Here is a 25,634-nt window from a genome sequence, read left to right on the forward strand (position 1 = left end):
TGGTTACCAGCCGGCCTCCTCGTGGCCGAGTTGGTCTCGGAGGCGTTCGATCTTTTCGACCGACGGTGCGTCGGTGAGCAGCGAGACGCCGACGGTAACACACAGCGAGAGCAGTAAGGCGAGCAGGATCGCCCCGAACAGCGGGAGGAAGAGCCAGGCGCCGACGTAGCTCAGCAGGCCAACGGCCATGCCAGCGAGTGCGCCGGTCGCCGTCGTGCGCTTCCACCAGATGCCGAGGACCAGCGGGAAGAAGAACGCGGCCGCCATCATCCCGGTCGCGTCGGTGTAGAGGACGACGAGGATGTCCGGCGGATCGAGCGCGGCGATGGGGATCGACGGTGCCGTCGACATCGCCTACAGACACGAGATCGAGTCGGCCGACGATCCCGAGGGCCGCCGACAGGAGCTGATCGACCGATTCGAGGACCGAACCGACGCCGTCCGGGCCGCTGCACGCGTCGGCATCGACGGCGTGGTTCAACCCGAAGACACCCGTGACAGAATCCGGCGCGCGTTCGACCGGGCCGACGCCGACCGCGATCGAGACTGGCCGCCGAAGAAGCGAGCGATCAATCCGATATAGGCAGTTGTGGACGGGAGCGTCTCGTCTCCGAACGCCTCTCGACGGCGGACGGACGCGTCCGATCGCCCCGGATTCGATCGTACTGAAGATTTATGTAAGCGCTCGTGGTAGTGTCGGTGTATGCAAGAGATCGGTGACGGAAACGTCTTGCTTCGTATCGAAAACCACCGCGCGGACGTCGTGCTCAATCGGCCGGAGCGACGCAACGCGATGAACCAGGCGCTACTGGGCGATCTCCGGACGGCACTCGAGGAGGTCGAGGCCCGAGACGACGTTCGGGTCATGGTACTGAGTGGGACAGGGGACGTCTTCTGTGCCGGAATGGACCTCGAGATGATGAAACGACGCGGCGAGGACGACGCACCCGACTTGGAGATGGGTCTCGACGATATCACGCACTTCATCGACGACATGAGCGTCCCCTCGGTTGCGAGCATCAAGGGGGCCGCCATCGCGGGCGCGTTCGAACTCGTGTTACCGGTCGACTTCAGAATCATCAGCGAGGACGCAAAGTACGGCGTCATCGAGGTCGAACTCGGGCTGTTCCCGTCCGGCGGTGCGACCCAGCGGCTCCCGCGGCTGGTGGGTCTCTCGAAGGCGAAAGAACTCGTCCTCACCGGCGAGTACATCGATCCTTACGAGGCCGAACAGTGCGGGCTCGTCCACGAGGTCGTCGAGGATCGGTCGGCGACCGACGACCGCGCTCGCGAGTGGGCTGACTCGTTGGCCGAGAACGCGCCGCTTGGGATGGCGTACGCACGACAGATGCTGAACGCCGCGCTGGAAACGCCACTCGAGCACGGGCTCGAGCGCGAGGGTGAACTCGGCGAGATGCTGACCGAGACCGACGACTACACCGAAGGGTTCACGGCGCGACTCGAAGGGCGCGAACCCGAATTCGAGGGCAGGTAGTGCCGTGGGAGGGTCGTAGTGGATCAACCGTCAGTTTTCGGTATGGTCGCGGTATACGTCGACGTACGTGACGGTGAGTTATCTCTCGCACACCCGCTGTCGTTTCTCTCGACCGACGGCCGTCCGACACTATCGGATAGATTTATTTTTCGACCGGCGTGGTATGTGGTATGGCACAGCAGGGCCCGGGAACGAAACAGCTCAAATCGGTCCGGACGACGTTCAAGATCGTCGAGTATCTCAAACACGAGACGACCGGAAGTGTCTCCGCAATCGCAGACCAGCTCGAGTTACCCAAAAGTACGGTCCACTCGCACCTGACGACGCTCAACCAATTGGGGTATCTCAGAAACGACGATGGCACCTACCGGCTCGGCTATCGACTCGTCCATCTGGGTCGGACGATCGAGCAGTCCGACGAGTTACGCCGGATCGTCGCGCCGACGATCGAAACCCTGGCCAACGAAACGGACGAACAAGCGTACTTCGCTATCGAAGAGAACGGATTGGCCACGAATATCGTCGTCGCAGAGGGTACCTGTTCGATACGGAGGGAGTTTTTGCCCGGCGGCCAGGCCAGAATGACCAACACGGCTACCGGGAAGGCCATTCTGGCACACTTGCCGCCCGAACGGATCGACGAAATCATCCAACGATGGGGGATGCCAGCCGAGGCACCGGGAACGATCACGGACGAGGACGAGCTCTACGCCGAACTCGAGACGATTCGCGCCGATGGCATCGCGTACGCTCGAGCCGAGAGCATCAAAGGGTTGCTCGAGATCGCGATGCCGATACTCGACGACGACGGGCAGCCCCACGGCGCCGTCGAGGTCGCAGGGCCGATCAAACGGCTCGACGACGAGTGCCGCGAGCGACTCGTCGACGACATCGAAACGGCCGTCAACGAAATCGAGGTCAATCTCTCACTCCGTTGATCGCGTCCACCGTCGATCGGAAATCCGCTCGAGGAGCGTCACGCTGGCGGACGGTAACTCGAACCGTCAGCGAGCTGGACGAGAGGCCGAAGATCGTCGTCACAGCACACCAATTCCTGCCCGGATCCCGATTTGTGACATCGGTGTGGGTGTAAACCGAAAACGGGCTCGAGAGGGCAGTCCTAGTCCGTCACGAACTCACGCACCATGCGCTTGTACTCTTCGGATCGAAGCAACTCGGAGCCGGCGACGTGTTCTCGCTCGAGAGACTCCTCGTATCGGACCTCGCTGCCGCAGTTGAGCAGCGCTTTCGTCGCGGCGACTGCGGACCCGGAGTTCGACAGCACCGACTCGATGACGGTCTCGACTCGCTCGGAGAGTTCCGCTTCGGGGACCGATTCGGCGATCAACCCCATGTCGGCCGCGTCGCGTCCCGAAAAGTACTCTCCGGTGAGCGTCAGGAGTTTCGCACGCTGGAGGCCGACCGCCCGCGGAAGCAAGTTCGTAACACCGTTCGTGATCGAGAGCCCGACGTTCGTCTCGGGGAATCCAAACCGCGCGTCGTCGGCCGCGATAGCGATATCCGAGATAACTGCCAGTTCCAGTCCGGCACCGAGGGCGTTGCCAGTTACCTCGGCGACGACGACCGTATCGGCGTCGCGGATCATCCGGCTGAGGTTCTGCAGCGCGACGATGCCGTCGACGTGGCGCTCGTAGTTCTCGTAGGACATCCCCGAGAGGTCGTCCTCGAGTTCGCCAATATCGAATCCCGAACAGAACGAGTCGCCACGACCCGTGAGGTGGAGTATCGAGATGTCGTCGTCCGCATCGATATCACGAAACGCCGACTCGAGTTCGACCGCGAATTCGCCGCTGATGGCGTTGAGAACGTCCGGTCGATCGAGTGTGAGGCGGCCGATATTCCCGTCCGTCTCGTAGGCATAGTTGTCTGTAGTTGCCATACCACACGATCAGAACGGAATTATATAAACATGGCGGGCATCCGTCTCAGCGAGACCCGTCAGAGGAGGGTGGCGTTCAGCATTGCTGGATTTTGCCGTCCGGTCACCACTGCTCGGCCTTCAACGTCACCGCGTTGGCGGTCGCCAACAGTGCCTCGATAACAGTCGAGTGGACGGTGTCGCGTTTCAATCGGTGCTCGGGCCCGGACACCGATATCGCGCCGAGGACGGTTTTGTCGACGACGATCGGCGCTGCGACGGCGTAGACGCCGTCGACCTCCTCGCCGTCGTTGATCGCGTACCCTCGGTCACGGACGCGCTCGAGCGTCTCGAACAACGCGTCGCGGGAATCGATCGTGCGGTCGGTCGCCGCCGGAAGCCCGTGTCGATCGACGATCGCGTCGACCCGATCGGCGGGTAGTTCGGCGAGGATCGCCTTCCCAGCGGCGAGGTAGTGCATGTGTGATTGCCGACCGATGCGACCGCGAGTGTGAAGCGCTCTGTCGCCGGTTGCGCTATCGAGATAGATACACTGACCGTTCTCTTCGGTGACGACCCAGACGGTCTCGCCGGTCTCGGCAGCTAACTCCTCGATTTCGGGGTGAGCCACGGTCGAAATCGGTTGGTCTTCCCTCGCCCGATACCCAAAATCGAGAAAGCGAAGGCCGAGTCGATACTCCTTGCCCTCCTGTCGGAGCAACCCCTCGTCCTCGAGGGTCTGGAGGTGGAGGTGGACGGTGCTCTTTGCCATCTCGAGGTCGTCGGCGATCGTCGACACTCTCGCACCGTTTTGATCGGCGACGATATCGACGATATCGAACGCCTTCCCGATCGATTTGACCCGGTTTCGGTTCTGGCTTTTCTCGGTCACAGGTACTGGTTGGGGAAAACACGATAATAATGTTTCCCAGTTCGTGTATCAACCGGTATTTACAAAAGTACAGTCGTAATTATATGTCGGCGGCTGCGGTCCGTTCAGTATTGCTGAACGGCTACCGGGATGGATCGTCTACCGAGACGTAAACCGTCTTCTCCTGGGTGTAGTGGCGAAGCGCGTCCTTACTCAGCTCTCGGCCGATCCCCGAGCGCTTGAATCCGCCGAACGGGCCGCCGGGACGCGGTGTCGCGTAGCTTCCGTTGACCCAGATCGAGCCAGCATCGATGTCCGCAGCGGCTCGATGTGCACGATCGATATCGCTCGTCGCGACGCCGGCAGCCAGCCCGAACGGAACGTCGTTGGCGAGGTCGACGGCCTCCTCGTACGTCGAGAAGGTGATCACGGTCAACACCGGCCCGAAGATCTCCTCCTGGGCGATTTGCATGTCGTTGGTCGCGTCGGTGAAGACGGTTGGCTCGACGAACCAGCCATCGTCTACTGGGCTCTCGTCTGCGACGCCGCCGGTTTCGAGCGTCGCCCCCGCGTCGGTACCGCGCTCGAGATACCCCGTGACCGTCTCGAACTGCGCTTGCGAGATGATCGGGCCGAGCGTCGTTCCCTCCTGGAGCGTATCGCCGACCTCGAGCGACTCGGCACGATCGACGAGCGCATCGAGGAACTCCTCGGCGATGTCCTCGTGGACGAGCAATCTGGAACAGGCATCGCAGGACTGACCGGCATTGTAGAAAATGCCGTGTGCAACGTCGCGGACAGTCTCGTCGATGTCGACGTCGGGAAACACCACGTACGGCGATTTGCCGCCGAGTTCGAGTGTCACCGGCGTGACGGTCGACGCTGCCGTCTCCATGATCGTCTCGCCGGTCGTATCCGCACCGGTAAAGGAAAGCTTCCCGACGGTCGGGTGGCTCGAAAGCGCTGCGCCCGCCTCCTCGCCGTAGCCCGTGAGAACGTTCACGACGCCGTCTGGGAAGATCGATTTCGACAGTTTCGCCGCGTAAAGTGCCGAAAGCGGCGTCTGTTCCGCGGGTTTCAGTACGACCGCGTTGCCGGCTGCCAACGCGGGCCCGAGCTTCCATGCAGCGATGATGAACGCGTAGTTCCAGGGAACGATGAGCCCGACGACCCCGTAGGGTTCGGTTCTGGTGTAGACGTGCTGGTCGTCGCTCGTCGGCAACGTGATCCCTTCGTCGGCGCGAACCACGTTGGCGTAATATTCGATGAATTCGATGCCGAACTCGATCTCCGCTCGAGCGTGACTCAGTGGCTTCCCACCGTCGAGACTCTCGACGAGTGCCAACTCGTCGATGTGCTCGCGCAGCGTCTCGGTCCACGCCAGGATGGCTCGCGATCGGTCGGCCGCCCCGAGCGATCCCCAGGTGGCGTCGAACGCCGACTGTGCGCTTTCGACCGCACGATCGACATCGGCCGCCCCACAGCGGGGGACCGAGCAGATCGGTTCCTGTACGACCGGATCGATCGTCTCGAACGTTTCCCCGTTGGCGGCCGGCGCCCATTCGCCGTCGATCCACGTCTCGAACGCGCCGAGTACCTCGAGGTCGGCGCGCGCATCGGCGTGATTCTGACGAACGCTATCGGTGTAGTACTGGATAGTCACGTGTATCGCCTCCGTTGGCTCTCTTGGTGCAGCCTGCAATAACTGTTGTGACTAGCTGCCACGCCGGGCGTGGGCCTGGTCGGACCGATCATTACCAGCTCATCTCTTCGATTTCGTGACAGTACTCGTTGACGATTTCCTCTCGTTCCATGACTGCATCGAGGTCGGCAGCGTGGTTGAGCACGTGTTTGTTCAATCTGAGTGCAGTGTGGGATTTGTTCTCGACGAGATCCAGTGCGACATCGCGCACCTGCTGGTCTAACTCCGTGCGGTCGTAGACGCCGGCAACCAGTCCGAGTTCCTCGGCTTCCCGTGCGTCTAACTCCCGGCTGGTGTAGATGAGTTCCTTGGCTTTGGGACTGCCGATAGCCATCGGCAGGAGCAACGACGAGCCGTTCGTGATCGTCACGCCGACCTCCGACTCGGTGAGTTTAAAGGTCGTATCCGGTGCTGCATAACAGATGTCGAACGAGAGTGTCCACTCGAACCCGCCACCAACGACCCAGCCGTGGAGTTTACCGATGACGATACCGTCGAACGCCCGAACCGCGTGTGTGATCTCCTGGAAGAGATCGCCGGCGCTCTCCTCTTCCTCGAGATCGGCACCGGCGGTAAATGCGTCGCCAGCGCCCTCGATGATCAGTACCTCGTACTCGCCGTCCGCCTTCGAAATCTCCGATGCGAGACGAGACAACAACTCGACGTTGAGCGCGTTGAGCGAATTCGGCCGATCGAGCGTGAGACGGAGTACCTCGTCGGTCATTGCCGCTGTCTGTAGGGGCATACGACTCTGAGAGAGAACCACACACAACTTAAATCTCGCGGTCGCCGAGTCACACGCCGTGTGCGATGTCGACCTCGATGACATCGACGGCTCGCTCGAGCGGCCTGAGCACCTGCTCGAGGAATTCCTCGTTTCGCATTCGGCGCGTACTACTGTAGACGCTTACGGCAGCGATTACGTCGTTCGACGGCGAAAAGATCGGTTTCGCGACGCCTTGCATACTGAGTTTCCCCTCTTCTCGATCGAGTGCGTATCCTTGCTCGCGAATCGACGCCAATTCGCGGTGCAGTTCGTTTTGGTCCGTGATCGTGTGCTCAGTGTTGCTCGGGAGCCCATAATCGTCGATCAGCTGATCGACCCGTTCACGGTCGGCATACGCCAAAAACACCTTCCCCAGCGCATTGGTGTGTAACCACGTGTGAGACCCATCCGCCTGCGTCGACCGGGTCGTATACTCGCCTTCCGTGCTGTAGACGAAGACAGCATAGTCGTCTTCCTCGACAGCAAGCGTCGCCGGTTCGCCCGTCTCTTCGGTTATCTGGCGCAGTTTCGGCCGTGCAACGTGATAGAGATCCTGATCGAACCGGACGTGTCCACCCAACTTCAGAAACTGCAGCGTCGGTCGGTACGTTCCATCGTCCTTTCGAACGTATCCGAGATCGCAAAGGGTCTCGAGGTGATCGTAAACGGTCGTCTGGGGCGTTTCGACCGCTTCCGTGAGCTCCGAAAGGCTCGCTTCTTGTTTGGTGACGAGTGTCTCGATGATCGCGAACGAGGTCTCCGTCGCCTTGACCCGATGTCGTCCCATACTCCCATCGAGACACCCGACTACAATATAGTTTGGGCATCGCCCAACGCTAGCTCGAGCGACAGCTGCCGAGACAGTAGCGAGATCGTGGTCTCGACAGCGCCCACACACTACATTCAATCGTATTTCGACCCAAGAGTTACGCATTCGAGAGACTTCACGGCCGAAATCACGCGGTTACTATCCGATTAGACAATGGGTGATGCCCAGCGAAATAGTATGTGAGTAAGACCCACAGCACGTGCGCCACATGTACACGGCCAGCGTTGTAGACCACAAATCATCAAATATTAATTTTCATGTTTTTTTAATGATATAGCAAACGGTCGCGAGCCGGAGAGTGGATCGGTATTGGGTGATGCCCAATCGGAGGCGTCCCGAGGCGAGCCCGGGAGGATTACCCGGCGCTGACGAATTGTTGGTCTGTGAGAATAGCGCCGATCGGCTGTCGGTCCCCCGCTACGGTGTGCGCTCGACGAGCGTTCGGGTTTCCGCGACCACGACCGCATCGTCGGTCTGATTGATGGCCGTTTCTTCGAGGACGACGACGCCACTATCCTCGTCTTTCGGCTCGAGGTCGAGAACTGTCAGTTCCGTATGGATCGTATCGCCAATCGCGACCGGTTCGACGAACCGTGCTTCGTCGATGCCGTAGAAGGCGATTACCGAATCCTCGATGACTCCCGTCTGGACTTTTTGCCCCTCCATGACGTTGAGCACGAGGTAGCCGTAGACGAGTCGCTCGCCGAACGGCGAGTCGGCCATCCGTTCGGCGTCGAGGTGGATCGGATCGTAATTCCCACTGAGTGCGGCGTAGTTCAGTTGATCGGCTTCGGTGATCGTCCGGCCGTTGGTCGTGATGGTCTCGCCGGTCTCGAAGTCGTCGAAGTATTTCGTCTCCATACACACTGTGGACGAACTGGTGTGGTAAGTGTTGGCTTCGCGGTCGTCCTCACCGCGTACTACTGGCGCTCGAGAAACGCCTGGATTCGTTCGTCGGCTTCGTCGGTCTCGAACGCTTCGTAGAAGTTGAGCAGTTGGTGCAGGGTCGCCTCCTCGAGGTCGTTGTCGCGGGCGGCGACGAGGGTTTCCTTGGTCAATCTGACCGACGGTTCGGTCTTTTCGACGACGCTGTCGGCAAGAGTCCGAATTTCCGCCTCGAACTCCTCGGGTTCGACGACGCGATTGAAGAGGCCGAGTTCACGGCCTTCCTGTGCATCGACGGTTCTGCCGGTGAGACAGAGTTCGGCGGCCTGCCCGTAGCCGATGGTGTCGATCAGTCGCTTCGCGAGCGGGACGACGCCGACGTTGATTTCGGCTTCGCTGAACGCAGCGTCGGTCGATGCGACCCGCATGTCACAGGCCAGAATCAGCTCGGCACCACCGCCGAACGCCACGCCGTTGACGCCCGCAATCGTCGGTTTCGACCCCGAATCGAGCAGGTCACAGAGCTCCGTCAGTCGCTGGTTGTACTCGAGTTGCTCGCTGGCTTCTCGTATGGCGAACTCTCCGACGTCCGCGCCCGCCGAAAACGCCCGCTCACCGGCGCCGCGAACGACGATGAGTCGAACGTCGTCGGTCGTCAAAAGCGTCTCGACGGCCGTGGTGAGGTCGTCGATGACAGCCAGACTGAGCGCGTTGTGCTTGTCGGCCCGGTCGATCGTCGCCCAGGCAATATTATCCTCTATTGACACGTCTACGACATCCAATTCGGCGTCCATACGTTCCTTCTACGGACAGGTATATTTATAGTTATGGACCAGCCGGCACTGGGTAGGACGCTCGCAGTCGCACGGCCCTGGGATCCACTACCAGGAATACGATTACTGGCGTACGGGTACACAGCGGGTACACAATCACCAACACAGTCACGCAGCTGATACGAGCGATGCCGGTGTCAGGTACCTTTATCAGGATCCATTCGGAGTACTGTGATATGGACGTCTACGACCACAAGCCGTTGATCTCTCACTACGACTCGTGGGAGACCGCACACGATCAGTTTGAGTGGGATATCCCCGAGAGGTACAACATCGCGACCGACCTCGTCTCGAGCCACGGCGATCGACGAGGGCGTCTCGCACTGGTTTTCGAGGATCAGGATGGCGGCGTCGAGAAGTACACGTTCTACGATCTCGACGTCCGCTCGAACCAGATCGCGAATCTACTTGCCGATCTGGGAGTCACGCGCGGGGACCGAGTTGCGGTGAGTCTGCCGAACGTGCCCGAGACCGTGTTGCTCCACTTCGCGGTGTACAAACTTGGTGCGGTGATCGTCCCGCTCTCGAAACTTTTTGGCACGGACGCCATGGCGTATCGGCTCCGGGACTCCGGCTCGACGGTCCTCGTGACGAACGACGCTGGCCTCGAGAAGGTCGAGGACATCGCGGAGCTTCCGGCTCTCGAGACGCTGGTGAGCCTCAAGGCCGACGAGCGAAGCGACGTGAATCTGCGCGAGCGCTATCCGACGTACAGTCGGTCCTTCGAGACCGTCGAGACGCACAGGGACGACGACGCGTTGCTCATCTACACGAGCGGGACCACCGGCGACCCGAAAGGGGTGTTGCACAGCCACCAGTACGTCGCCGGCTACTATCCCGGATTCGAGATGTGGAACGATCTCGACGTCGGCGACGATCAACTCTACTGGTCACCCGGCGATTGGGCGTGGGTCGGCAGCCTGGTTGCACACCTCTACTGCGCCTGGCACTTCGGCAAGCCGTACGTGACGCGGCTCAAAGGCGGCGGGTTCGATCCGAAGTGGGCGTTCGAGACGATCGAGCGCCACGGCATTACGAACGCATTCATCCCGCCGACGGCGCTCAAGATGATGATGGGCCTCGGCGACGAGATCGAACAGTACGATATCGACGACCTGGACAATATCTCGACCGGCGGCGAACCCTGTGGCGCCGAGGTCGTTCGATGGGTCGAAGACGAACTCGACGCGACCCTGGTCGATCTCTTCGGCCAGACGGAGGCGAACATGCTCGTCGCGAATGCACCGAGCTGGTTCGATATCAAGCCGGGAAGCATGGGGAAACCGGTACCGGGTCGGACGATCGAGCTGATCGACGACGACGGGGAGCCGGTCGATGTCGGCGAGATGGGCGAAATCGCCCTGCGACAGCCCGACCCGGTGATCTTCAAACGCTACTGGAACAAGCCGGAGAAGACCGAGGAGGCGTTCGTCGGCGACTGGATGTGTACCGGGGATATGGCCGAGAAAGACGACGACGGCTACTTCTGGTACCAGTCCCGGAAGGACGACGTCATCATCACCGCGGGCTACCGCGTCGGGCCCGCCGAGGTCGAGGAAACGCTCGTCGAATACCCGGACGTCGAGAACGCAGCCGTCGTCGGCGAGGAAGACGCAGAACGGGGCGAAATCATCAAAGCGTTCGTGAAACTCGCGGGAGAAACCGAGCCGTCGGACGACCTTCGGAACGATATCACGCAGTTCGTCAAGGATCGGCTGGCCAAGTACGAGTACCCTCGCGAGATCGAGTTCGTCGAGAGCTTCCCGACCACGACCACGGGGAAGGTACAACGGCGGAAACTCCGCGAGGAGTGACCGAACCGAACGCACCGGCGTTGCACCAGCTGGCGGTTTCGGTATCGAACGCTTCCACCCGACACCGGCCGGTCGATATGGTCGTCGAAACCGGCGATTGTAGCACCTGACGGAACAGTATTTTTCTCTAACAATCTTCGGCCGATATTTATTGTCCTGGTGACACTAACCGACATACATATATACTTGGAGTAAGTGGGAGTGAGACATGGTACGAGAAGGCCTCTCACGACGAGACGTGTTGGCAGCAACGGGAACCGGTGCTGTTGTTGGACTTGCGGGTTGCTCAAGCGACAGTGGTAACGGGAACGGGAACGGCGGTGGGGGCGGTGGCGACGATGTCTTCAGAGTGGGACTCGTCGCGTTTCAGTCCGGACCGTACTCGGCGTTTGCACCCGACATCCAGGACGCCTTCGAGATGCTCATCGACGACTGGAACGATATGGGCGGCGTTCAGGGAATGGAAGTCGAAGGGTTCAACCGGGACAGTGAAGCCGCGCCCGAGACGGCGATTCAACGGGCACAGGAGTTAATCGACTCGGAGGGAGTCGACATGTTAGCGACGTTCCTCAGTACCGACGAGGACGGTGGTGTGATGAACGTCGGCGGCCGAAACGGCGTGCCGACGGTCACCTGCGCAACCGGCGCACGACTCCTCGTCGACGAGCAGTGTAACCCCTACTCGTTCCGAGCACCGACGTCGACGCTGACGAAAGCGAAAGCCGGAGCGGCCGGTGGCGTCGACCTCTTCGGCGAAGAGGTCTTCCAGCTCAACCCCGACTACAGCTGGGGACACGAGATCCAGGAAGACTGGGAGCGAACCATCGAGGAAGCAGGCGGCACGGTCGTCGATCAGGGATGGGCCGAACTCGGCGCGAGTGACTTCTCGACGCACGTCGGCGCGATTCAGGATGCCGATCCCGACTGGATCCAGTTCGGGTTCGCGGGATCCGGCGCCGTCGCGTTCATGACCGAAGCCCAACAAACCGGTATCGACATTCCGCAGTTCCACCACGTCGCCTACGAACCAACGATCCTCGGCGCCGGCTCGAGTGTCTTCGACGAAACGCGCGTGTACACGCCGACGGAGTACACCTACGACATCGATACGGAAGCCAATCAGGACTTCGTCGATAGATTCGAGTCCGAAACAGGTCGATTGCCAGGGCTCGCCGCCGGCCAGGCCTACCGTCACATCGAAGCGGCCCTCCGGGCGGCAGACGGCGCCGACGGGACGGGTCCCGACACGTTGGTGTCGGCGATTCGAGAGTGGAGCGGCGAGGTGATTTCCGGCGAGTACAATATGCGATCGTGCGACCACCAGGCCTCCTATCCGATGTACATTGCAGAGGTCGACAGCGCGGACGACGACCAGATCTATTGGTCGGTCGAGGAGACGATCCCGGCGGACGAGGTCCTGGCCTCCTGTGACGAGGTTACGGGCCGAATGGAGTGTAGCGTCGAGTAATACGGACGGGTACGAATTACGAATTAGTTATGGTATTACCGCACAATACGCTACTGCAGATAAGTGTCGACGGGATCGTCCAGGGGCTGTACAGTGGCATCTCGTTCGGGATGATTCTCGTGCTCACAGCCGCCGGATTGACGCTGATTTTCGGTCTCATGGGCGTGGTCAATTTCGCCCACGGCGAACTGTACGCCGCGGGTGCGTACGCCGGGTTCGTTCTCTTTGGCGTGACGGGGAATTTCGCGGTCGCGGTCGTCGCCGCGGTCATCGCCGGCTTCGCGATCGGTGCGATCATGGAAGTGAGCATCATCCGGCCGCTGTACGACCGAGAGCCGCTGTATCAACTCGCCGTGACGTTCGGGGCCGCGATCATCCTCATCGAACTCATCGAGGTTATCATCGGCCCGCAAAGCCAGCCGTTTCCGATTCCGGATCTACTGTCGGGGTCGATCGCCGTCGCCGGCTACACCTTCGGGACGTATCGGATATTCCTGATCGTCGCCGGAGGGATCCTCGTGACGGCGCTGTGGCTGTTTCTTACCAAGAGCAAATACGGCCTCATCATTCGAGCAGCGATCTTCGATACGGAGATGGTCGAGTCGATGGGATACGACGTCAATCGTGCCTACACCTTCATCTTCGGCTTGGGTGCAGCCTACGCCGCCATCGCGGGCGTACTCGTGGCACCGCTTTTCGGGCTCTTTCCCGAGATGGGGGCCGAAATCATCATCCTCATCTTCGTCGTCGTCGTCGTCGGCGGACTGGGGAGTTTCAAAGGCGTCATCGTCGCCGGGCTGTTGATCGGAATTGCACAGTCCTTCGGACAGATCTACGTGCCGTGGGCCGCTGAAGCGATCCCGTTCGTACTAATGGTCGCCGTCATCCTCTATCGACCGCAGGGGCTGTTCGGCGTTGAAGGGGTGTTCACCGAATGACATCGATCGGACTCAAACCACGACTGAAAGCCACACAATCCAGATTCGTTACGGTCAAGACGGACATCGAAGAGACGCTACCGCCACAGGTACTGCAATTCCTCCCGGTCATCGCGGGGGTTGCGCTCGCAGCATTGGGATTCGTGTTGCCCGCCCATCCGCTGCAGGTGATGACCCATATCGTGATTCTCGCGATTTTCGGCGTCGCCTACGACCTGCTGTTTGGCTACACCGGACTACTGTCGTTCGGACACGCCGCGTTCTTCGGGACAGGCGCGTACGTATCGATCTATCTCACCACGGCGATGGAGTGGCCGCTGCTGGCGATCCTCGTCGTCGCGATCCTCGCCGGAGTCGTCTTGAGTCTCGTCATCGGCATCATCTCGCTGCGCACACACGGGGTCTACTTCGCCATGTTGACGCTCGCGCTCGCACAACTGCTCTACATCATCGCCTACCGGCTGGACGTCACTGGCGGCGCGTCGGGACTCCCGACCTTCATGCGACCGGAAACGATACTTCCCGTGGTGGATCTGGGGAACAACGTCCACTTCTATCTCCTCTGTGTCGCGATCCTCGTGATCACGTATCTCGTGATGAAGCGCATCCTCTCCTCGCCGATGGGCGACGTCTTCCGAGCGATCCGGGAGAACGAAGAGCGCGCACAGATGATCGGCTACCACACGTTTCGGTACAAACTCGCCTCACTGACGATATCCGGCGTCTTCTCCGTGCTTGCGGGCTCGTTGTTCGGCCTGTTTCTCTACTTCGCGTCGCCGCGGTTCCTCTACTGGCAGATGTCGGGAGAAGTACTCCTGATAACGCTGTTCGGCGGCGCAGGAACGCTGATCGGACCGTTCTTCGGTGCGACGTTCATCGTCCTTCTCGAAGAATTCCTGAGCCCGGTCACCGACCACTGGCTGCTGTTCGTTGGTATCGCGTTCGTCTTCGTCGTGATCCTCTTCCCGAAAGGTATCGTCGGTACGCTCACGCAGGAGGACTAATATCATGCTACTGGAAACAACCGATCTAACGAAACGGTTCGACGGGCTGGTCGCCGTCGACCAGGTCGATCTCTCCGTCGAGAAGGGTGAGATCCAATCGATTATCGGCCCGAACGGCGCTGGCAAGACGACGACGTTCAATCTGTTGACCGGAATGCTCTCGCCCTCCGACGGCGAGATTCGTTTCAACGGCGAAGATATTACCGACGAGTCGTCCGAGAAACGGGTCAAGCGCGGTATTTCGCGCTCGTTCCAGATCACGAATATCTTCCCCGAACTCACCGTCCGAAAGAACATTCGCATCGCCGTCCAGGAAGAGTACGGCTACGGCTGGAACTTCTGGACGAAGACCGAGGACATTCCGGAACTCGAGGAACGAACCCTCGAGATCATCGATTACGTCGGCATCACCGCCGACCCCGACGCCGAGGCATCGACGCTCTCACACGGCGAGAAGCGACTGCTCGAGTTAGCGATCGTCGTCGCCCGAGATCCGGAGTTGATCATGCTCGACGAACCCGCTGCGGGGATGTCCGAAGAGGAGACCAAGGAGGTCGTTGACTTGATCCACTCGCTCAACGAGGAGTATACGATCCTGCTCATCGAACACGACATCGATCTCATCATGGAACTCTCCGACACGATTACGGTCTTGGCCAACGGTGCGGTGATCGCCCAGGGAACCCCCGAGGAGGTCGGATCGAGCGACCGTGTCCAGGAGGCGTATCTCGGAGGTGAGTTCGTATGAGCCCGTTGCTCTCGGTCGAGGGGATCGACACCTACTACGGCGATTCACACATCCTCCACGGCACCTCCCTCGAGGTCGCCGAGGGGGAGGTCGTCGGACTCCTCGGTCGCAACGGCGTTGGGAAGTCGACGACGCTGCGAAGCATTCTCGGCCATACGCCCCCCGAACGAGGCGAGATTACCTTCCGCGGGGACTCGATCACCGATCTCAAGCCGAACGACATCTCCAAGCGAGGGATCGGCTGGGTGCCGGAAGATCGACGGATCTTCCCGGCGCTGACCGTCGAGGAAAACCTCAAGCTCGCCCGGCGGACCGACACCGTGCCGTTCGAGACGGCCTACGACTACTTCCCGAAACTCGAGGAGCTATCGTCCTCGACGGGCGGACAGCTAAGCGGCGGCGAACAGCAGATGCTCGCCATCGCTCGCGGCATCCTCGGCGATTTCGACCTGTTGCTGATCGACGAGCCGACCGAGGGGCTCGCGCCGATGATCGTCGACGACGTCGTCGACGCGCTCGAGGAGATCCAGTCGGAAGCGACGATTCTGCTCGTCGAACAGAGCGTCGACGTCGTCAACGCGCTGGCGGATCGGATATACATCATGGACAAAGGACGGATCGTCGCCGAAACGGACGACATCGAGCGTGACTCGGAACTGATCGACCAACACCTCAAGGTCTCGACCGAGTAACCGAACTACGCTCGCTGCTCGAGCGACTGTTTGTCGAGTTTTCCGACGTCGGTTACCGGGAGCGACTCGAGTATCGTCACGTCCCGCGGTCGCTTGTAGGCCGCCATCTCCGAGTCGGCCCACGAGAGGATATCGTCGGCCTCGAGCGAGTCGTCGGCGAGCGTGACGAACGCGACGACTTCTTCGCCTCGAGTCTCGTGTGCCCGACCGACGACGGCGGCGTTGTCGATGCCCTCGTGTTCTTTGAGGATGGCCTCGACCTCGGCCGGTGACACCGAGTAGCCGCTGGATTTGATCATCGCCTTGCGCCGCCCGAGGAAGTAGAGACAGTCGTCCTCGGTCAGCTTCCCGACGTCGCCCGTCAGCACGTACTCGCCGTAAAACGCGTCCTCGGTCCGGTCGGGTTTGTTCAGATAGCCGACCATCGTCGACGGCGATGCGACGCTGATCTCTCCTTTCTCGCCGCGAGGGAGTTCCTCGTGGGTTTGCCAGTCCCGGACGACGATGTCGACGTCGTGTGCGGGCCGACCCATGAAGCCGTCCTCGACGGTGCCGAGACCGCGAGTGAATGTATCCATCGTGTGGGTCTCGCTCAATCCGTAGGCAGCCTCGAACATCTCCCCACCAGTGATCGACTCCCATCGCTCACAGAGCGCCTCGGTGAGCGACTGGCCGAAACTCGTCGTCGGATTGCGTTCGAACGACGTGAGATCGTACGCCTCGAGCTCCGGATGGTCGACGACGCCACGAACCATCGGCGTCGTCAGCCAGCCGATCGTCGGTTCGTGGGCATCCGCGGCTTCGAGCAGTGCGTCCGGCGAGTACCGCGTCAACAAGACGACGGTGCTGCCGTGTATCAGCGGCGTATCGACGGCGAACAGTTTCCCGGCGACGTGGAAGATCGGCATCACCTCGAGTAACCGTGTGTCGTCACCGTAGCCGGTGACCGCCGCGTTGCTGGCGGCTTTGGTGAGGATCGTCTCGTAGGTGTGTTGACAGCCCTTCGGTTGCCCGGTGGTCCCGGAGGTGTACTGGAGCAAGACCACGTCGTCCATCGCCGTCGACGGCTCGTCGTACGCCGCGGGGGCGTCCTCGAGTGCCTGTCCGAAGTAGAGGGTCGAATCGTCCGTCGGTTGTCGGTTGACGGCGGTCGCGTCCGCCATATCCTCGTGGATCGGCGGCGTCGGATCGTCCGGGAGGTACGCCTCGAGGCGCGTATAGACCACGTCCGAGAGCGGCGACTCGTCGCGAACGTCCTCGAGAACGTCCGCGTAGGCGTCGAGTGCAAGCACGACGTCGACATCGCCGTCCTCGAGTTGATAGGAGACGCGGTGTGCTTTCGCCATCGGGCTGCAGGGACTCACCCGCATGCCGAGCCGGTGGGCGGCATGGTAGCCGACGTAGTACTGCGGACAGTTCTGGAGAAACAGCATGAGCGTGTCCCCCTTCCCGTAACCGCGGTCGGCGAGAACGCCTGCGAACGCGTCGACGGCGTCGTTCAACTCCCCGTAGCTGATCTCGGTGCCGTAGTAGATCAGCGCCGGTTTCCTCGGCGTTTCCTCGGCGTGGCGTCGAAGATACTCGTGAAGCGGTCGCGTCCCGTGTGGAACCGTCGGTTCAGCCGGGACCTCGTCGGGAAACTGCGCTGGCTGTGTCGTTACCATGTCTACGAATACCATGTGACGCACCAACTATAATAGGTGCGGAATACGAGACCGAGTGGCCGGCTGCTCGAGGGAGAGAAAGCGGTGTCGAAAAGCCGTGTCGGCAGTTAGAACTCGTTGATCACGGGAATGCCGGCCGTCTCGTAGTTCGTCATCGCGGCGAGTTTGTCGGAGACGTCCTCGAGACCGACGGTCTCGGAGACGACCCGGCTGGGATCGAGTTTCCCGCTCTGGACCATCCGGAGGATCTCGTCGTACCGCGGGGGCTGCATCCCGAACGAGCCGATGAACTCGATCTCTTTCATGACCATCAGGTCGGTCGTCAACGGGACGACGCCCTGTTCTTCTTCGGAGGTGAGGCCGATTTGGATGTGCTGGCCGAGTCGGCGAAGACACTGGACCGAGTTCTGTGCCGTCTCGGCAATGCCGAGCGCGTCGATCGAAACGTCTGCACCGCCGTCCGTAATCGCCTGGATCTCACGGGCGACGGTATCGACATCGCCGACGTTGACCGTCTCGGTCGCGCCGAGTTCCGTCGCGGTCTCGAGTTTGTCGGCTTTGATATCGACGGCGACGACGTGTGCGCCGAGCGCGTCGGCGATGTGGACCGCAGAGAGCCCGACGCCGCCACAGCCGTGGACGGCGACCCAGTCGCCGGCCTCGAGGTCGGCGCGGTGGGCCAGCGCGTGGAACGCGGTCATGAACCGACAGCCCAGCCCGGCCATGTCGACCGAGGAGACGCCCTCGGGGAGCGCCACGGCGTTGAAATCGGCGCTTGGAACGTGGACCTGTTCGGCGAACGCGCCCTGTACCGACTCGGCGAAGCCGAGCGGACGGACGTTTTCACAGATGTTCGAATGGTCGGTCAGACAGCAGTGACAGGTCCCGTCGGCGATGTTGAACGGGACGGCGATTCGATCGCCGACCGAGACCGTCTCCACGTCAGTTCCGACTTCGACGACGGTACCTGCCGGTTCGTGGCCGAGAATCTGGCCTTCCGGTGGCTGTGCGCCGATCCAGCCCCAGTCTCCCTGCCAGCCGTGCCAATCACTCCGGCAGATACCACAGGCTTCGGTTTCGATGACGACGCCGTCCTCGGCAGCCGAGGGGCTCGGAACGTCTTCGATCTCGAGTGGCTCTCCGTAGTCGCTGAGTACTGCAGCTCGCATGATTGTCACACGATGCCACATCGATAAAGCACTTTCTGTCCCGGCTATCGACGGCCGGCCACTGTCGCGAGGACGTACAGCCCGGTTTCGAGACCTTCGGGAGGCGACGATACTCCCTATGAACGAGATGTAGACACGGAAACGGCTCGAGTCCGGGCGTGTCGATACAAACGTTTATTGTGGTGTTATGTGTCATCAGCACCCATGAACGAGTGGACGACCAGTTACGATCAGCAGCCACTGCTTTGCGTCACGCTTTCCGATCTATTGCGAAATCGCGCCGATCAGATCGGCGATCAGCCCGCAATCGTGTACGGGCCAAGCGATCGAACGTACACGTTCGACGAACTGAACGACGTCGCGAATCGAATCGCGAACTCGCTGCTCGAGGCGGGGATCAATCACCAAGAGAAGGTGTCGGTCATGGCGAGCAACCCACTCACAGCCGTGCTCTCGATGGTCGGGATCAACAAGGCAGGGATGGTGTACTCGCCGATCAATTTCGAGTACAAGGGGGATGCGCTGTCGTACCAGATCAACGATACAGCACCAGAACTACTGATTATCGAGGAGCAGTACGTCGATCGACTCAACGCTATCGCCGACGGCATACGATCGGTTCCCGACGTCGTTGTCGTCGAGGCCGACGACGAGGGCGAGTCGCCTGCGGATCAGTTTTCGGCGACATCCTTCGACGAGCTTCGGGACGGAAACGACGACGAGCCGCCGGTCGAGGTATCCTGGGACGACGAAGCGAGCATCGTCTATACGTCGGGGACGACCGGGATGCCGAAGGGGGTCGTGATCCCCTACCGGTGGATTTTCGCCAACTACACGCTCTTTCGACAACAGCTGCTGAACAGCGACGACGTCGTCCACACCTCGTTACCGATGTATCACGTCGGCGGTGTGTACTTCGATCTTCACAGCGGCTGGATTGCGGGCGCGCCGACGGTCCTCTGGGATCGATTCAGTCCGACCGACTTCTGGGACCGCATCGACGAGTACGAGGCCACGACGGTGACGCTCGTGTCGGTAATGGCGACGTGGCTCGAGAAACAGGGCCAGCGAGACACACCGACGACGCTCAACAAAGTCCACATGCAGCCGTTGCCCGAACAGTACGAACGGATGGCATCCGATTTCGGCTTCGATTTCGTCACCGTCGGCTTCGGACAGACCGAATCGGGGATGCCCATCGCTGGAGCTATTCGCGCGGCCCGGGGTGACGATGCGACATCGACCGACGTTCGTCGCGGAAAGCCCCCGGAGACGATCGCCAACGATGTCGAGAGCATCGGCGCACCCGTGATCGACGCCGCCCCGGACGACCGATACATGGGTCGGCCGATCGAATCGATTATGGAGGTGACGACGCTCGACGACCGCGACGAACGGACGGATACCGGCGTCCCAGGGGAACTCGCGGTCCGTCCGAAACTACCCGGAATCATCCTGAAAGCATACTACGGCAAGCCGGAACGAACGGTCGCGGCGTTTTCGAATCTCTGGTTTCACACGGGTGATTCGGCCTACGCCGACGATCGAGACAACTATTTCTACGTCGATCGGCAGGGAGATGTCATTCGTCGACGCGGCGAGAATATTTCGTCCCTGCAAGTCCAGGAGATACTCAACAGCCATAGCGAGGTCGAAACGACGGCCGCGTATCCAGTTCCGGCACGCGAAGGCGGCGAAGACGAAGTCGCAGTGACGGTCGAACCCGTCGCCGGAGCCGAACTCACCGAGCGCGACCTGCGAGCGTTCGTCGACGATCGAATGCCCGAATTCATGCGACCGGCATACATCGATTTCACGGACCAGATGCCGACGACCAAGACGAACAAGTTAGAAAAGTATAAACTTCGACAGCGAACTGTCGACCGGGAAAATCTCTGACTCGTGATAGTTGTCGATAGCCACCCAGATGAACCCATAATAGAAGGTATGAATGATTAGCATAATAGATATATAAAATATATCTATATTCCGATCATTTATGGCAGGCACAGCTAGTCGCCACATAACGGCGCTAATACGTACAAATACACATACTTCGAATTTCTATCGCTCGATGTCTCATAGCCGAACGTTATCCATAACACCATCGTAAAAACTATCTGGGAGCATATTATCGTCTGCAAGCTTGTTTCTCCATTAGAGCAGACAATATATCACCCACTATATAAATCATCTGAATACCCAGAGTTCAAATATATTCTTCGGGCGACATCTGGTCACCTCGAGATCGGAGGACGAACGCGTAGTTTTACTGCTACGGGCCCGAAGACAGACGTATGACCTACCGGAAGGTGAACTACGAAGACGTCGATCAGGTCTCGAGTGCGATGCACTTTCTCAGCGACCCCCTCGAGACGGAACAGGTCGGCGTAACCGTCGCTCGCTGCGATCCGGGCTGGAACAGCCGCCCACACGATCACGCGGACAACGACCACGAGGAAGTGTACGTCCTCATCGAGGGCGAAGCGACGGTCGTCATCGACGACGAACCGATCGAGATGGAAACCGGCGACGCCGTCTGGATCTCGCCGGAATCGACCCGCCAGATCAAAAACGGTAACCAGGAGAGCGCGTTCGTTCTCGTGAGTGCGCCCAGTATCGGCGACGAGAACGGCGACGATGGCGAGTGGTTGCTCACTGGCTTTGCCGGATGATTGCGGTCGAGACGGTCCCCAGTATGATTTGAGTGGATCGACGAGGAGGCGAGGAATCGACGAGGTGCTTCGTGGTCGAACGCTCGCGGGAAGTACCTGACGCGAGAATCGGCGAGACGATTTAGTGTGTCCGTGTCGTCCATCGAGCGTAGGTGAGAACCGATCTACTCGAAACACCATGCCGCCATTTCCCTGCTCGTGACCGCCGGTCTCGTCGTCGTGCTCCCGCCAGTGTCGGTCTCCGGGGTCGCCGTTCCAACCATCGGCGTGCTCGTGTTCGGGACCGCACTCGGGGTGCTCGTCGACCTCGATCACTTCGTCATCGCGCGGTTCAAAACTGGCTCCTGGGACGCCGCCCAGTTCTGTCTGGGCCACCCTACTGCAGTCTTTACCGACCAGGGGCGGATTTTCGACCCGGGGGACGTCGGCGTCCTCTCGAGGCTGTTGAGTCACCTGCTCGTCACGGGCGTGCTCGTTTCGATCGTCGCCCTCTCGAGCGTCCCGTTGGCAGTCATCGTCGCTGGCGTCCTCTATGCTCACATCTGTGCCGATATCGTCTGGGACATCTGGCGCGTCGACAGTCACGCCAACGGGGCGGCCGACACTGGCGAGCTCGCTCGAGCGTTTCGCTGACCGAACCGACGGTCGTTGGGGCGCTGCCGCCGACGCCACGAAACACGAACGGCCGTCCAGCGCAGCCCCCGGCTATATTCCGCGTCCCGTGGTGGGCCACGGCATGAAGTTGCTCGAGGACAGCATCGTTCCCGACCACGCCCACGACATCAAACAGGAAGCCAGGGAGTTCGCCCACGAGCACATCGAACCCGCCGCGACGGAGTACTTTCGATCGGGCGAGTATCCCGAGGAGATACTCGAGGCCGGCCAGGACGCACAGCTCGTCGCCCAAGACATCCCCGAAGAGTGGGGTGGGCGCGGTCTCGACCTGCCACAGTTGCTCGCGATCACCGAGGAGTTCTACCGAGCGGACGCCGGCATCGCGCTGACGCTGCAACTGGCGAGTTTCGGCTGTGAGATGACCTACGAGTACGGTACCGACCAGCAGTGCGAGGAGTATATTCGCCCAGTCGCCGAGGGCGATCAGCGTTCGGGCCTGGCCGTCTCGGAGCCGGACACCGGCAGCGACCTCGCGGGGATGGAGACGACCGCCGAACGAGACGGCGACGAGTACGTCATCGACGGCGAGAAGTACTGGATCGGCAACGGCGTCGAGGCCGATTGGGTGACCCTGTATGCCCGCACCGGCGACGACGAGACCAACCGGTACGGCAACCACTCAATGTTCATCGTACCGACCGATACCGACGGCTACGACGCCGAACACATTCCCGAAAAGATGGCGATGCGCGCCTCGAAACAGGCCCACATCGAACTCGAGGGTTGTCGCGTCCCTGAAGAGAACCTGATCGGTACCGAAGGGGCCGGCTTCTGGATGCTCGCGGAGTTCTTCAACCAGGGACGGCTGGTCGTCTCGGGTCACGGCCTCGGGTTGGCAGCGGCCGCCATCGAGGAGGCCTGGGAGTTCGTCCACGACCGCGAGGAGTTCGGGCGGACGATCAGCGAGTTTCAGGCGGTACAACACGGCCTCGCCGACATGCTCCTCGACTTCGAGCGCGCTCGCGCGCTCACCTGGCGCGCCTGCGAGAAGGTCGAGAGCGGCGAGAACGCGGGCTATTGGGCGGCGCTGGCGAAGACGACCGCGACGGAGGCGGCAGTCGACGTGGCCGAACAGGGGATGCAGTTCCACGGCGGCCGCTCGATTCTCGACGAGCGACGGATCGCTCGCGTCTATCGGGACGCTCGGATCCCCGTCGTCTACGAAGGCGCAAACGAAATCCAGCGGAATCTGATCTACGGGCAGGCGTCTTGATGTGGACTGCTGTAGTCTGGTACCGTTCCAACCGTCGACTGATGGGCCGCAACCAGCACAGCTGGATTCGACCCACGCCGCGGATTCGACCCTGCAGTGCAGGCGTGGGACGCTACCAGCCAGCGCGACTGCGACCCGTCATGCGGTCGAACGGAATACCGGTACGAGAGGCCGTCTGAGACGGCGACTATCGTTCACCCCAGTCGATGTCGAGAACAGTTCAACACAGTGACCGGCTTGAGCGACATGTCGAAAGAACAATCTCGCTCGAAACGGAGTGTCCATTCGAACCCGTCGGATCGCACGGCTGGGTGCACGGACTGCTATGAGTCGACCACGCGTCCTCTGTGTGAGCAACGACCGGGCAACGCGGGCAGCCGTTACGCTGTCGCTGACGGACGTCCCAGTAGATGTCGTCATCGCGCAGGACTCGTCTCGAGCTGTCGAGCGCCTCGAGACCGAGGGGATCGACGCCGTCGTCATCGACGCGAGTACGGTGGCGACCGTCCCGACCGTCGTCGACGCCGTCGATACCCAAGCGCCGGATATTCCGACGTTCGTCCACTGGGGCGAAGACGGCGATTCCGTTGCCGTCCTGAGCGAGGTCGTCGCCCGGAGCGACGAGACGGAATCCAGGACGCGGCTGACGGACGCGATTACCGATCGCATCGTCACCGGCATCGATACGGCACTACAATCGGGATCGGAGCCAGTCACCGGGGATTCGGAGCCACGCATCGCAGATGCGCCGGACGACCTCGAGGAACTCTTAGAGCGCGTTCGCTACCGGCTCGTCGACGCCCGTTCGCCAATCGTCGTCGAACGCGTCATCCGAGAGGAGTGTCAGCGCATCGATCGCTTCTCGTTCGCCTGGGTTGGCGAGTACGACCGGGGCGAACGCGAGATCGTCCCCTGGCTCACCGATCCGACCGCGACGGACTGGCCCTTGCAACGAACCTTCGGCGTTGGCAGCGGCGAGCAGCCACTCTTCGAGCAGGCGCTCCAACGTGGCGAGTTACAGCTGCTCGAGGACGTTGGCGCTAATCGGGACGCTGTACCGCTCGCCGACCACGCACTCGAAGCCGACGTGGAGTCGGTCGCGGTCGCGCCACTTGCCTCGGCGGAGGATCGATACGGCGTGCTCGTCGTTTATACACGCGATACACTGTCGATGGCGGACCAAGCGGTCATCCGATCACTCGCCGACACCGCCTCGTCGGTGCTCGAGACGATCGCCGTTCGTGGTCGCCTCGCTCACCGGGAACGTGCCCTCAATCGATACGAACGGCTCGTCGAAACGGCAGGCGACGGTATGTACGTCCTCGACGATCAGGGTCATTTCACGACTGTCAACGATGCACTCGTCGAGATGACCGGCTATACGCGTGCCGGCTTGCTCGGCGAACACGCGTCGATCCTGTTTGACGAAGCGGACGTCACGGCCGGTCGAACGACGATCCGGTCGTTACTCGAAGACGGCGATCAGACCGATACCGTCGAGATGACACTCGAGACGAAAACCGGCGATCGCATTCCGAGCGAAGCACAGATCGCCATCCTCGTAGACGACGGCGAGTTCCTCGGCTCGGTCGGTGTCGTCCGGGACATTACGGAGCGAAAACGGAGCGAACGGAAACTGCGCGAACAGAACGAGCGCCTCGATGCCTTCGCCAGAATCGTCAGTCACGACCTCCGAAATCCCCTCGGCGTCTCGCAGGGCTATCTCGATCTCGTCGAGGAAACGGGGTCGATCGACCACGTCGATCAGGTCCGAGACGGGCTCGATCGGATGGAGTCGATCATCGACGACGTGCTCGCGATCGCTCGCGACGGCGAGTGGGCCGCCGACACCGAGACCGTCGCACTCGAAGACATCGCCGCCGACGCGTGGGAACACGTCTCGACCGAGACGGCGGCGCTCTCGATCGACACCCAGGCGACGATCGTCGCCGATCGGTCGCGACTCCTGCGGCTGCTCGAGAACCTCTTTCGGAACAGCGTGGAACACGGTTCCACGAGCAGTCGGCCACAGGCCGACGACAGTGTCGAAGACGACGGTATCGCGGTGACTATTCGTGTCGGCTCGTTCGACGCCCCCGATCGACACGGATTTTACGTCGAAGACGACGGCACTGGACTGCCGGCGGACATTCGTGACGACCTGTTCGATCCCTCGGTGTCGTCGGGGACGGACGGTCTTGGGATCGGGCTCTGGATCGTTCGAGAAGTTGCGACTGGCCACGGCTGGTCGGTCACGGCGAGCGAAAGCGAGAACGGCGGGGCGCGGTTCGAGTTCGATTTCGACGAGGAGTAA

Annotated in this window: 24 protein-coding genes; 14 read left to right on the forward strand and 10 right to left on the reverse strand. The window is 61.1% G+C overall.

Annotated elements, in window-relative coordinates:
• Nucleotides 1–3: 3 nt before the first annotated feature.
• Nucleotides 4–351 carry a sodium:solute symporter family transporter gene (locus D8Y22_RS21335; protein WP_246084543.1) on the reverse strand — a complete coding sequence of 116 codons (348 nt, stop codon included), beginning with the start codon at nt 349–351 and terminating at the stop codon, nt 4–6.
• Between D8Y22_RS21335 and D8Y22_RS21340 the strand changes: the two genes are divergently transcribed.
• The 3 genes from D8Y22_RS21340 to D8Y22_RS21350 all read left to right on the forward strand — a co-directional run bounded on the left by D8Y22_RS21340 (nt 326) and on the right by D8Y22_RS21350 (nt 2,433).
• Entirely contained in the window at nt 326–583 is a 258-nt protein-coding gene (locus D8Y22_RS21340; protein ID WP_246084544.1) for a carboxyl transferase domain-containing protein, read from the forward strand. The two genes, D8Y22_RS21335 and D8Y22_RS21340, sit on opposite strands and share 26 nt — an antisense overlap.
• A gap of 120 nt (nt 584–703) precedes the next feature.
• Nucleotides 704–1,495: an enoyl-CoA hydratase/isomerase family protein gene (locus tag D8Y22_RS21345; RefSeq protein WP_141466651.1), complete on the forward strand. Its 792-nt coding sequence runs from the start codon at nt 704–706 to the stop codon at nt 1,493–1,495.
• A gap of 170 nt (nt 1,496–1,665) precedes the next feature.
• Nucleotides 1,666–2,433: an IclR family transcriptional regulator gene (locus D8Y22_RS21350; RefSeq protein WP_141466652.1), complete on the forward strand. Its 768-nt coding sequence runs from the start codon at nt 1,666–1,668 to the stop codon at nt 2,431–2,433.
• A gap of 182 nt (nt 2,434–2,615) precedes the next feature.
• On the opposite strand, the gene D8Y22_RS21355 is transcribed toward D8Y22_RS21350, so the two are convergent.
• From D8Y22_RS21355 to D8Y22_RS21385, 7 genes are all read right to left on the reverse strand, one after another.
• Nucleotides 2,616–3,395 (reverse strand): enoyl-CoA hydratase/isomerase family protein, encoded by a 780-nt coding sequence (locus D8Y22_RS21355; protein WP_141466653.1) that lies wholly within the window; start codon nt 3,393–3,395, stop codon nt 2,616–2,618.
• A gap of 103 nt (nt 3,396–3,498) precedes the next feature.
• A complete protein-coding gene (locus tag D8Y22_RS21360) occupies nt 3,499–4,266 on the reverse strand; it encodes an IclR family transcriptional regulator (protein ID WP_141466654.1) in 768 nt (255 codons plus the stop codon).
• Nucleotides 4,267–4,387: 121 nt separating this feature from the next.
• Complete coding sequence (locus tag D8Y22_RS21365) at nt 4,388–5,908, reverse strand: aldehyde dehydrogenase family protein (protein ID WP_141466655.1); 1,521 nt, start codon at nt 5,906–5,908, stop codon at nt 4,388–4,390.
• Between the two features lie 91 nt (nt 5,909–5,999).
• Entirely contained in the window at nt 6,000–6,692 is a 693-nt protein-coding gene (locus D8Y22_RS21370) for an enoyl-CoA hydratase/isomerase family protein (protein ID WP_174811938.1), read from the reverse strand.
• Nucleotides 6,693–6,741: 49 nt separating this feature from the next.
• Complete coding sequence (locus D8Y22_RS21375; RefSeq protein ID WP_174811939.1) at nt 6,742–7,500, reverse strand: IclR family transcriptional regulator; 759 nt, start codon at nt 7,498–7,500, stop codon at nt 6,742–6,744.
• Between the two features lie 459 nt (nt 7,501–7,959).
• Nucleotides 7,960–8,403: a MaoC/PaaZ C-terminal domain-containing protein gene (locus tag D8Y22_RS21380; protein WP_141466658.1), complete on the reverse strand. Its 444-nt coding sequence runs from the start codon at nt 8,401–8,403 to the stop codon at nt 7,960–7,962.
• 59 nt (nt 8,404–8,462) lie between these two features.
• Nucleotides 8,463–9,221, reverse strand: a complete 759-nt coding sequence (locus D8Y22_RS21385) for an enoyl-CoA hydratase/isomerase family protein (protein WP_141466659.1) — start codon at nt 9,219–9,221, stop codon at nt 8,463–8,465.
• Nucleotides 9,222–9,436: 215 nt separating this feature from the next.
• Here D8Y22_RS21385 and D8Y22_RS21390 point away from each other — a divergent pair, with 215 nt between their 5' ends.
• The 6 genes from D8Y22_RS21390 (at nt 9,437) to D8Y22_RS21415 (ending at nt 15,924) form a co-directional block, all read left to right on the forward strand.
• Nucleotides 9,437–11,074 (forward strand): acyl-CoA synthetase, encoded by a 1,638-nt coding sequence (locus D8Y22_RS21390; protein ID WP_141466660.1) that lies wholly within the window; start codon nt 9,437–9,439, stop codon nt 11,072–11,074.
• A 208-nt stretch (nt 11,075–11,282) separates the two neighbouring features.
• On the forward strand, nt 11,283–12,542 hold the full coding sequence (locus D8Y22_RS21395; protein ID WP_141466661.1) for an ABC transporter substrate-binding protein: 1,260 nt from the start codon (nt 11,283–11,285) through the stop codon (nt 12,540–12,542).
• Between the two features lie 29 nt (nt 12,543–12,571).
• Nucleotides 12,572–13,480, forward strand: coding sequence for a branched-chain amino acid ABC transporter permease (locus D8Y22_RS21400; RefSeq protein WP_141466662.1), 909 nt, complete (start codon nt 12,572–12,574; stop codon nt 13,478–13,480).
• Nucleotides 13,477–14,484 (forward strand): branched-chain amino acid ABC transporter permease, encoded by a 1,008-nt coding sequence (locus D8Y22_RS21405; protein ID WP_141466663.1) that lies wholly within the window; start codon nt 13,477–13,479, stop codon nt 14,482–14,484. Before D8Y22_RS21400 ends, D8Y22_RS21405 begins: the two co-directional genes overlap by 4 nt.
• 4 nt (nt 14,485–14,488) lie before the next feature.
• On the forward strand, nt 14,489–15,232 hold the full coding sequence (locus D8Y22_RS21410) for an ABC transporter ATP-binding protein (RefSeq protein ID WP_141466664.1): 744 nt from the start codon (nt 14,489–14,491) through the stop codon (nt 15,230–15,232).
• Nucleotides 15,229–15,924: an ABC transporter ATP-binding protein gene (locus D8Y22_RS21415; protein WP_141466665.1), complete on the forward strand. Its 696-nt coding sequence runs from the start codon at nt 15,229–15,231 to the stop codon at nt 15,922–15,924. The genes D8Y22_RS21410 and D8Y22_RS21415 overlap by 4 nt, the downstream gene beginning before the upstream one ends.
• A gap of 5 nt (nt 15,925–15,929) precedes the next feature.
• On the opposite strand, the gene D8Y22_RS21420 is transcribed toward D8Y22_RS21415, so the two are convergent.
• Together D8Y22_RS21420 and D8Y22_RS21425 are read right to left on the reverse strand one after the other, a co-directional pair.
• Nucleotides 15,930–17,588 (reverse strand): AMP-binding protein, encoded by a 1,659-nt coding sequence (locus D8Y22_RS21420; RefSeq protein ID WP_174811940.1) that lies wholly within the window; start codon nt 17,586–17,588, stop codon nt 15,930–15,932.
• Nucleotides 17,589–17,695: 107 nt separating this feature from the next.
• Nucleotides 17,696–18,757, reverse strand: a complete 1,062-nt coding sequence (locus tag D8Y22_RS21425) for a zinc-dependent alcohol dehydrogenase family protein (RefSeq protein WP_141466667.1) — start codon at nt 18,755–18,757, stop codon at nt 17,696–17,698.
• A gap of 204 nt (nt 18,758–18,961) precedes the next feature.
• Between D8Y22_RS21425 and D8Y22_RS21430 the strand changes: the two genes are divergently transcribed.
• The 5 genes from D8Y22_RS21430 to D8Y22_RS21450 all read left to right on the forward strand — a co-directional run bounded on the left by D8Y22_RS21430 (nt 18,962) and on the right by D8Y22_RS21450 (nt 25,634).
• Entirely contained in the window at nt 18,962–20,656 is a 1,695-nt protein-coding gene (locus D8Y22_RS21430; RefSeq protein WP_141466668.1) for a class I adenylate-forming enzyme family protein, read from the forward strand.
• Nucleotides 20,657–21,054: 398 nt separating this feature from the next.
• Nucleotides 21,055–21,432 (forward strand): cupin domain-containing protein, encoded by a 378-nt coding sequence (locus D8Y22_RS21435; protein WP_141466669.1) that lies wholly within the window; start codon nt 21,055–21,057, stop codon nt 21,430–21,432.
• A gap of 198 nt (nt 21,433–21,630) precedes the next feature.
• The gene (locus D8Y22_RS21440) at nt 21,631–22,065 is read left to right on the forward strand and encodes a hypothetical protein (RefSeq protein WP_141466670.1); all 435 of its coding nucleotides are present in this window, start codon (nt 21,631–21,633) and stop codon (nt 22,063–22,065) included.
• Nucleotides 22,066–22,168: 103 nt separating this feature from the next.
• Nucleotides 22,169–23,320, forward strand: coding sequence for an acyl-CoA dehydrogenase family protein (locus tag D8Y22_RS21445; protein ID WP_141466671.1), 1,152 nt, complete (start codon nt 22,169–22,171; stop codon nt 23,318–23,320).
• A 325-nt stretch (nt 23,321–23,645) separates the two neighbouring features.
• Nucleotides 23,646–25,634, forward strand: coding sequence for a PAS domain S-box protein (locus D8Y22_RS21450; RefSeq protein WP_141466672.1), 1,989 nt, complete (start codon nt 23,646–23,648; stop codon nt 25,632–25,634).

It is taken from the genome of Salinadaptatus halalkaliphilus (assembly GCF_006543045.1).
Lineage (GTDB): Archaea > Halobacteriota > Halobacteria > Halobacteriales > Natrialbaceae > Salinadaptatus > Salinadaptatus halalkaliphilus.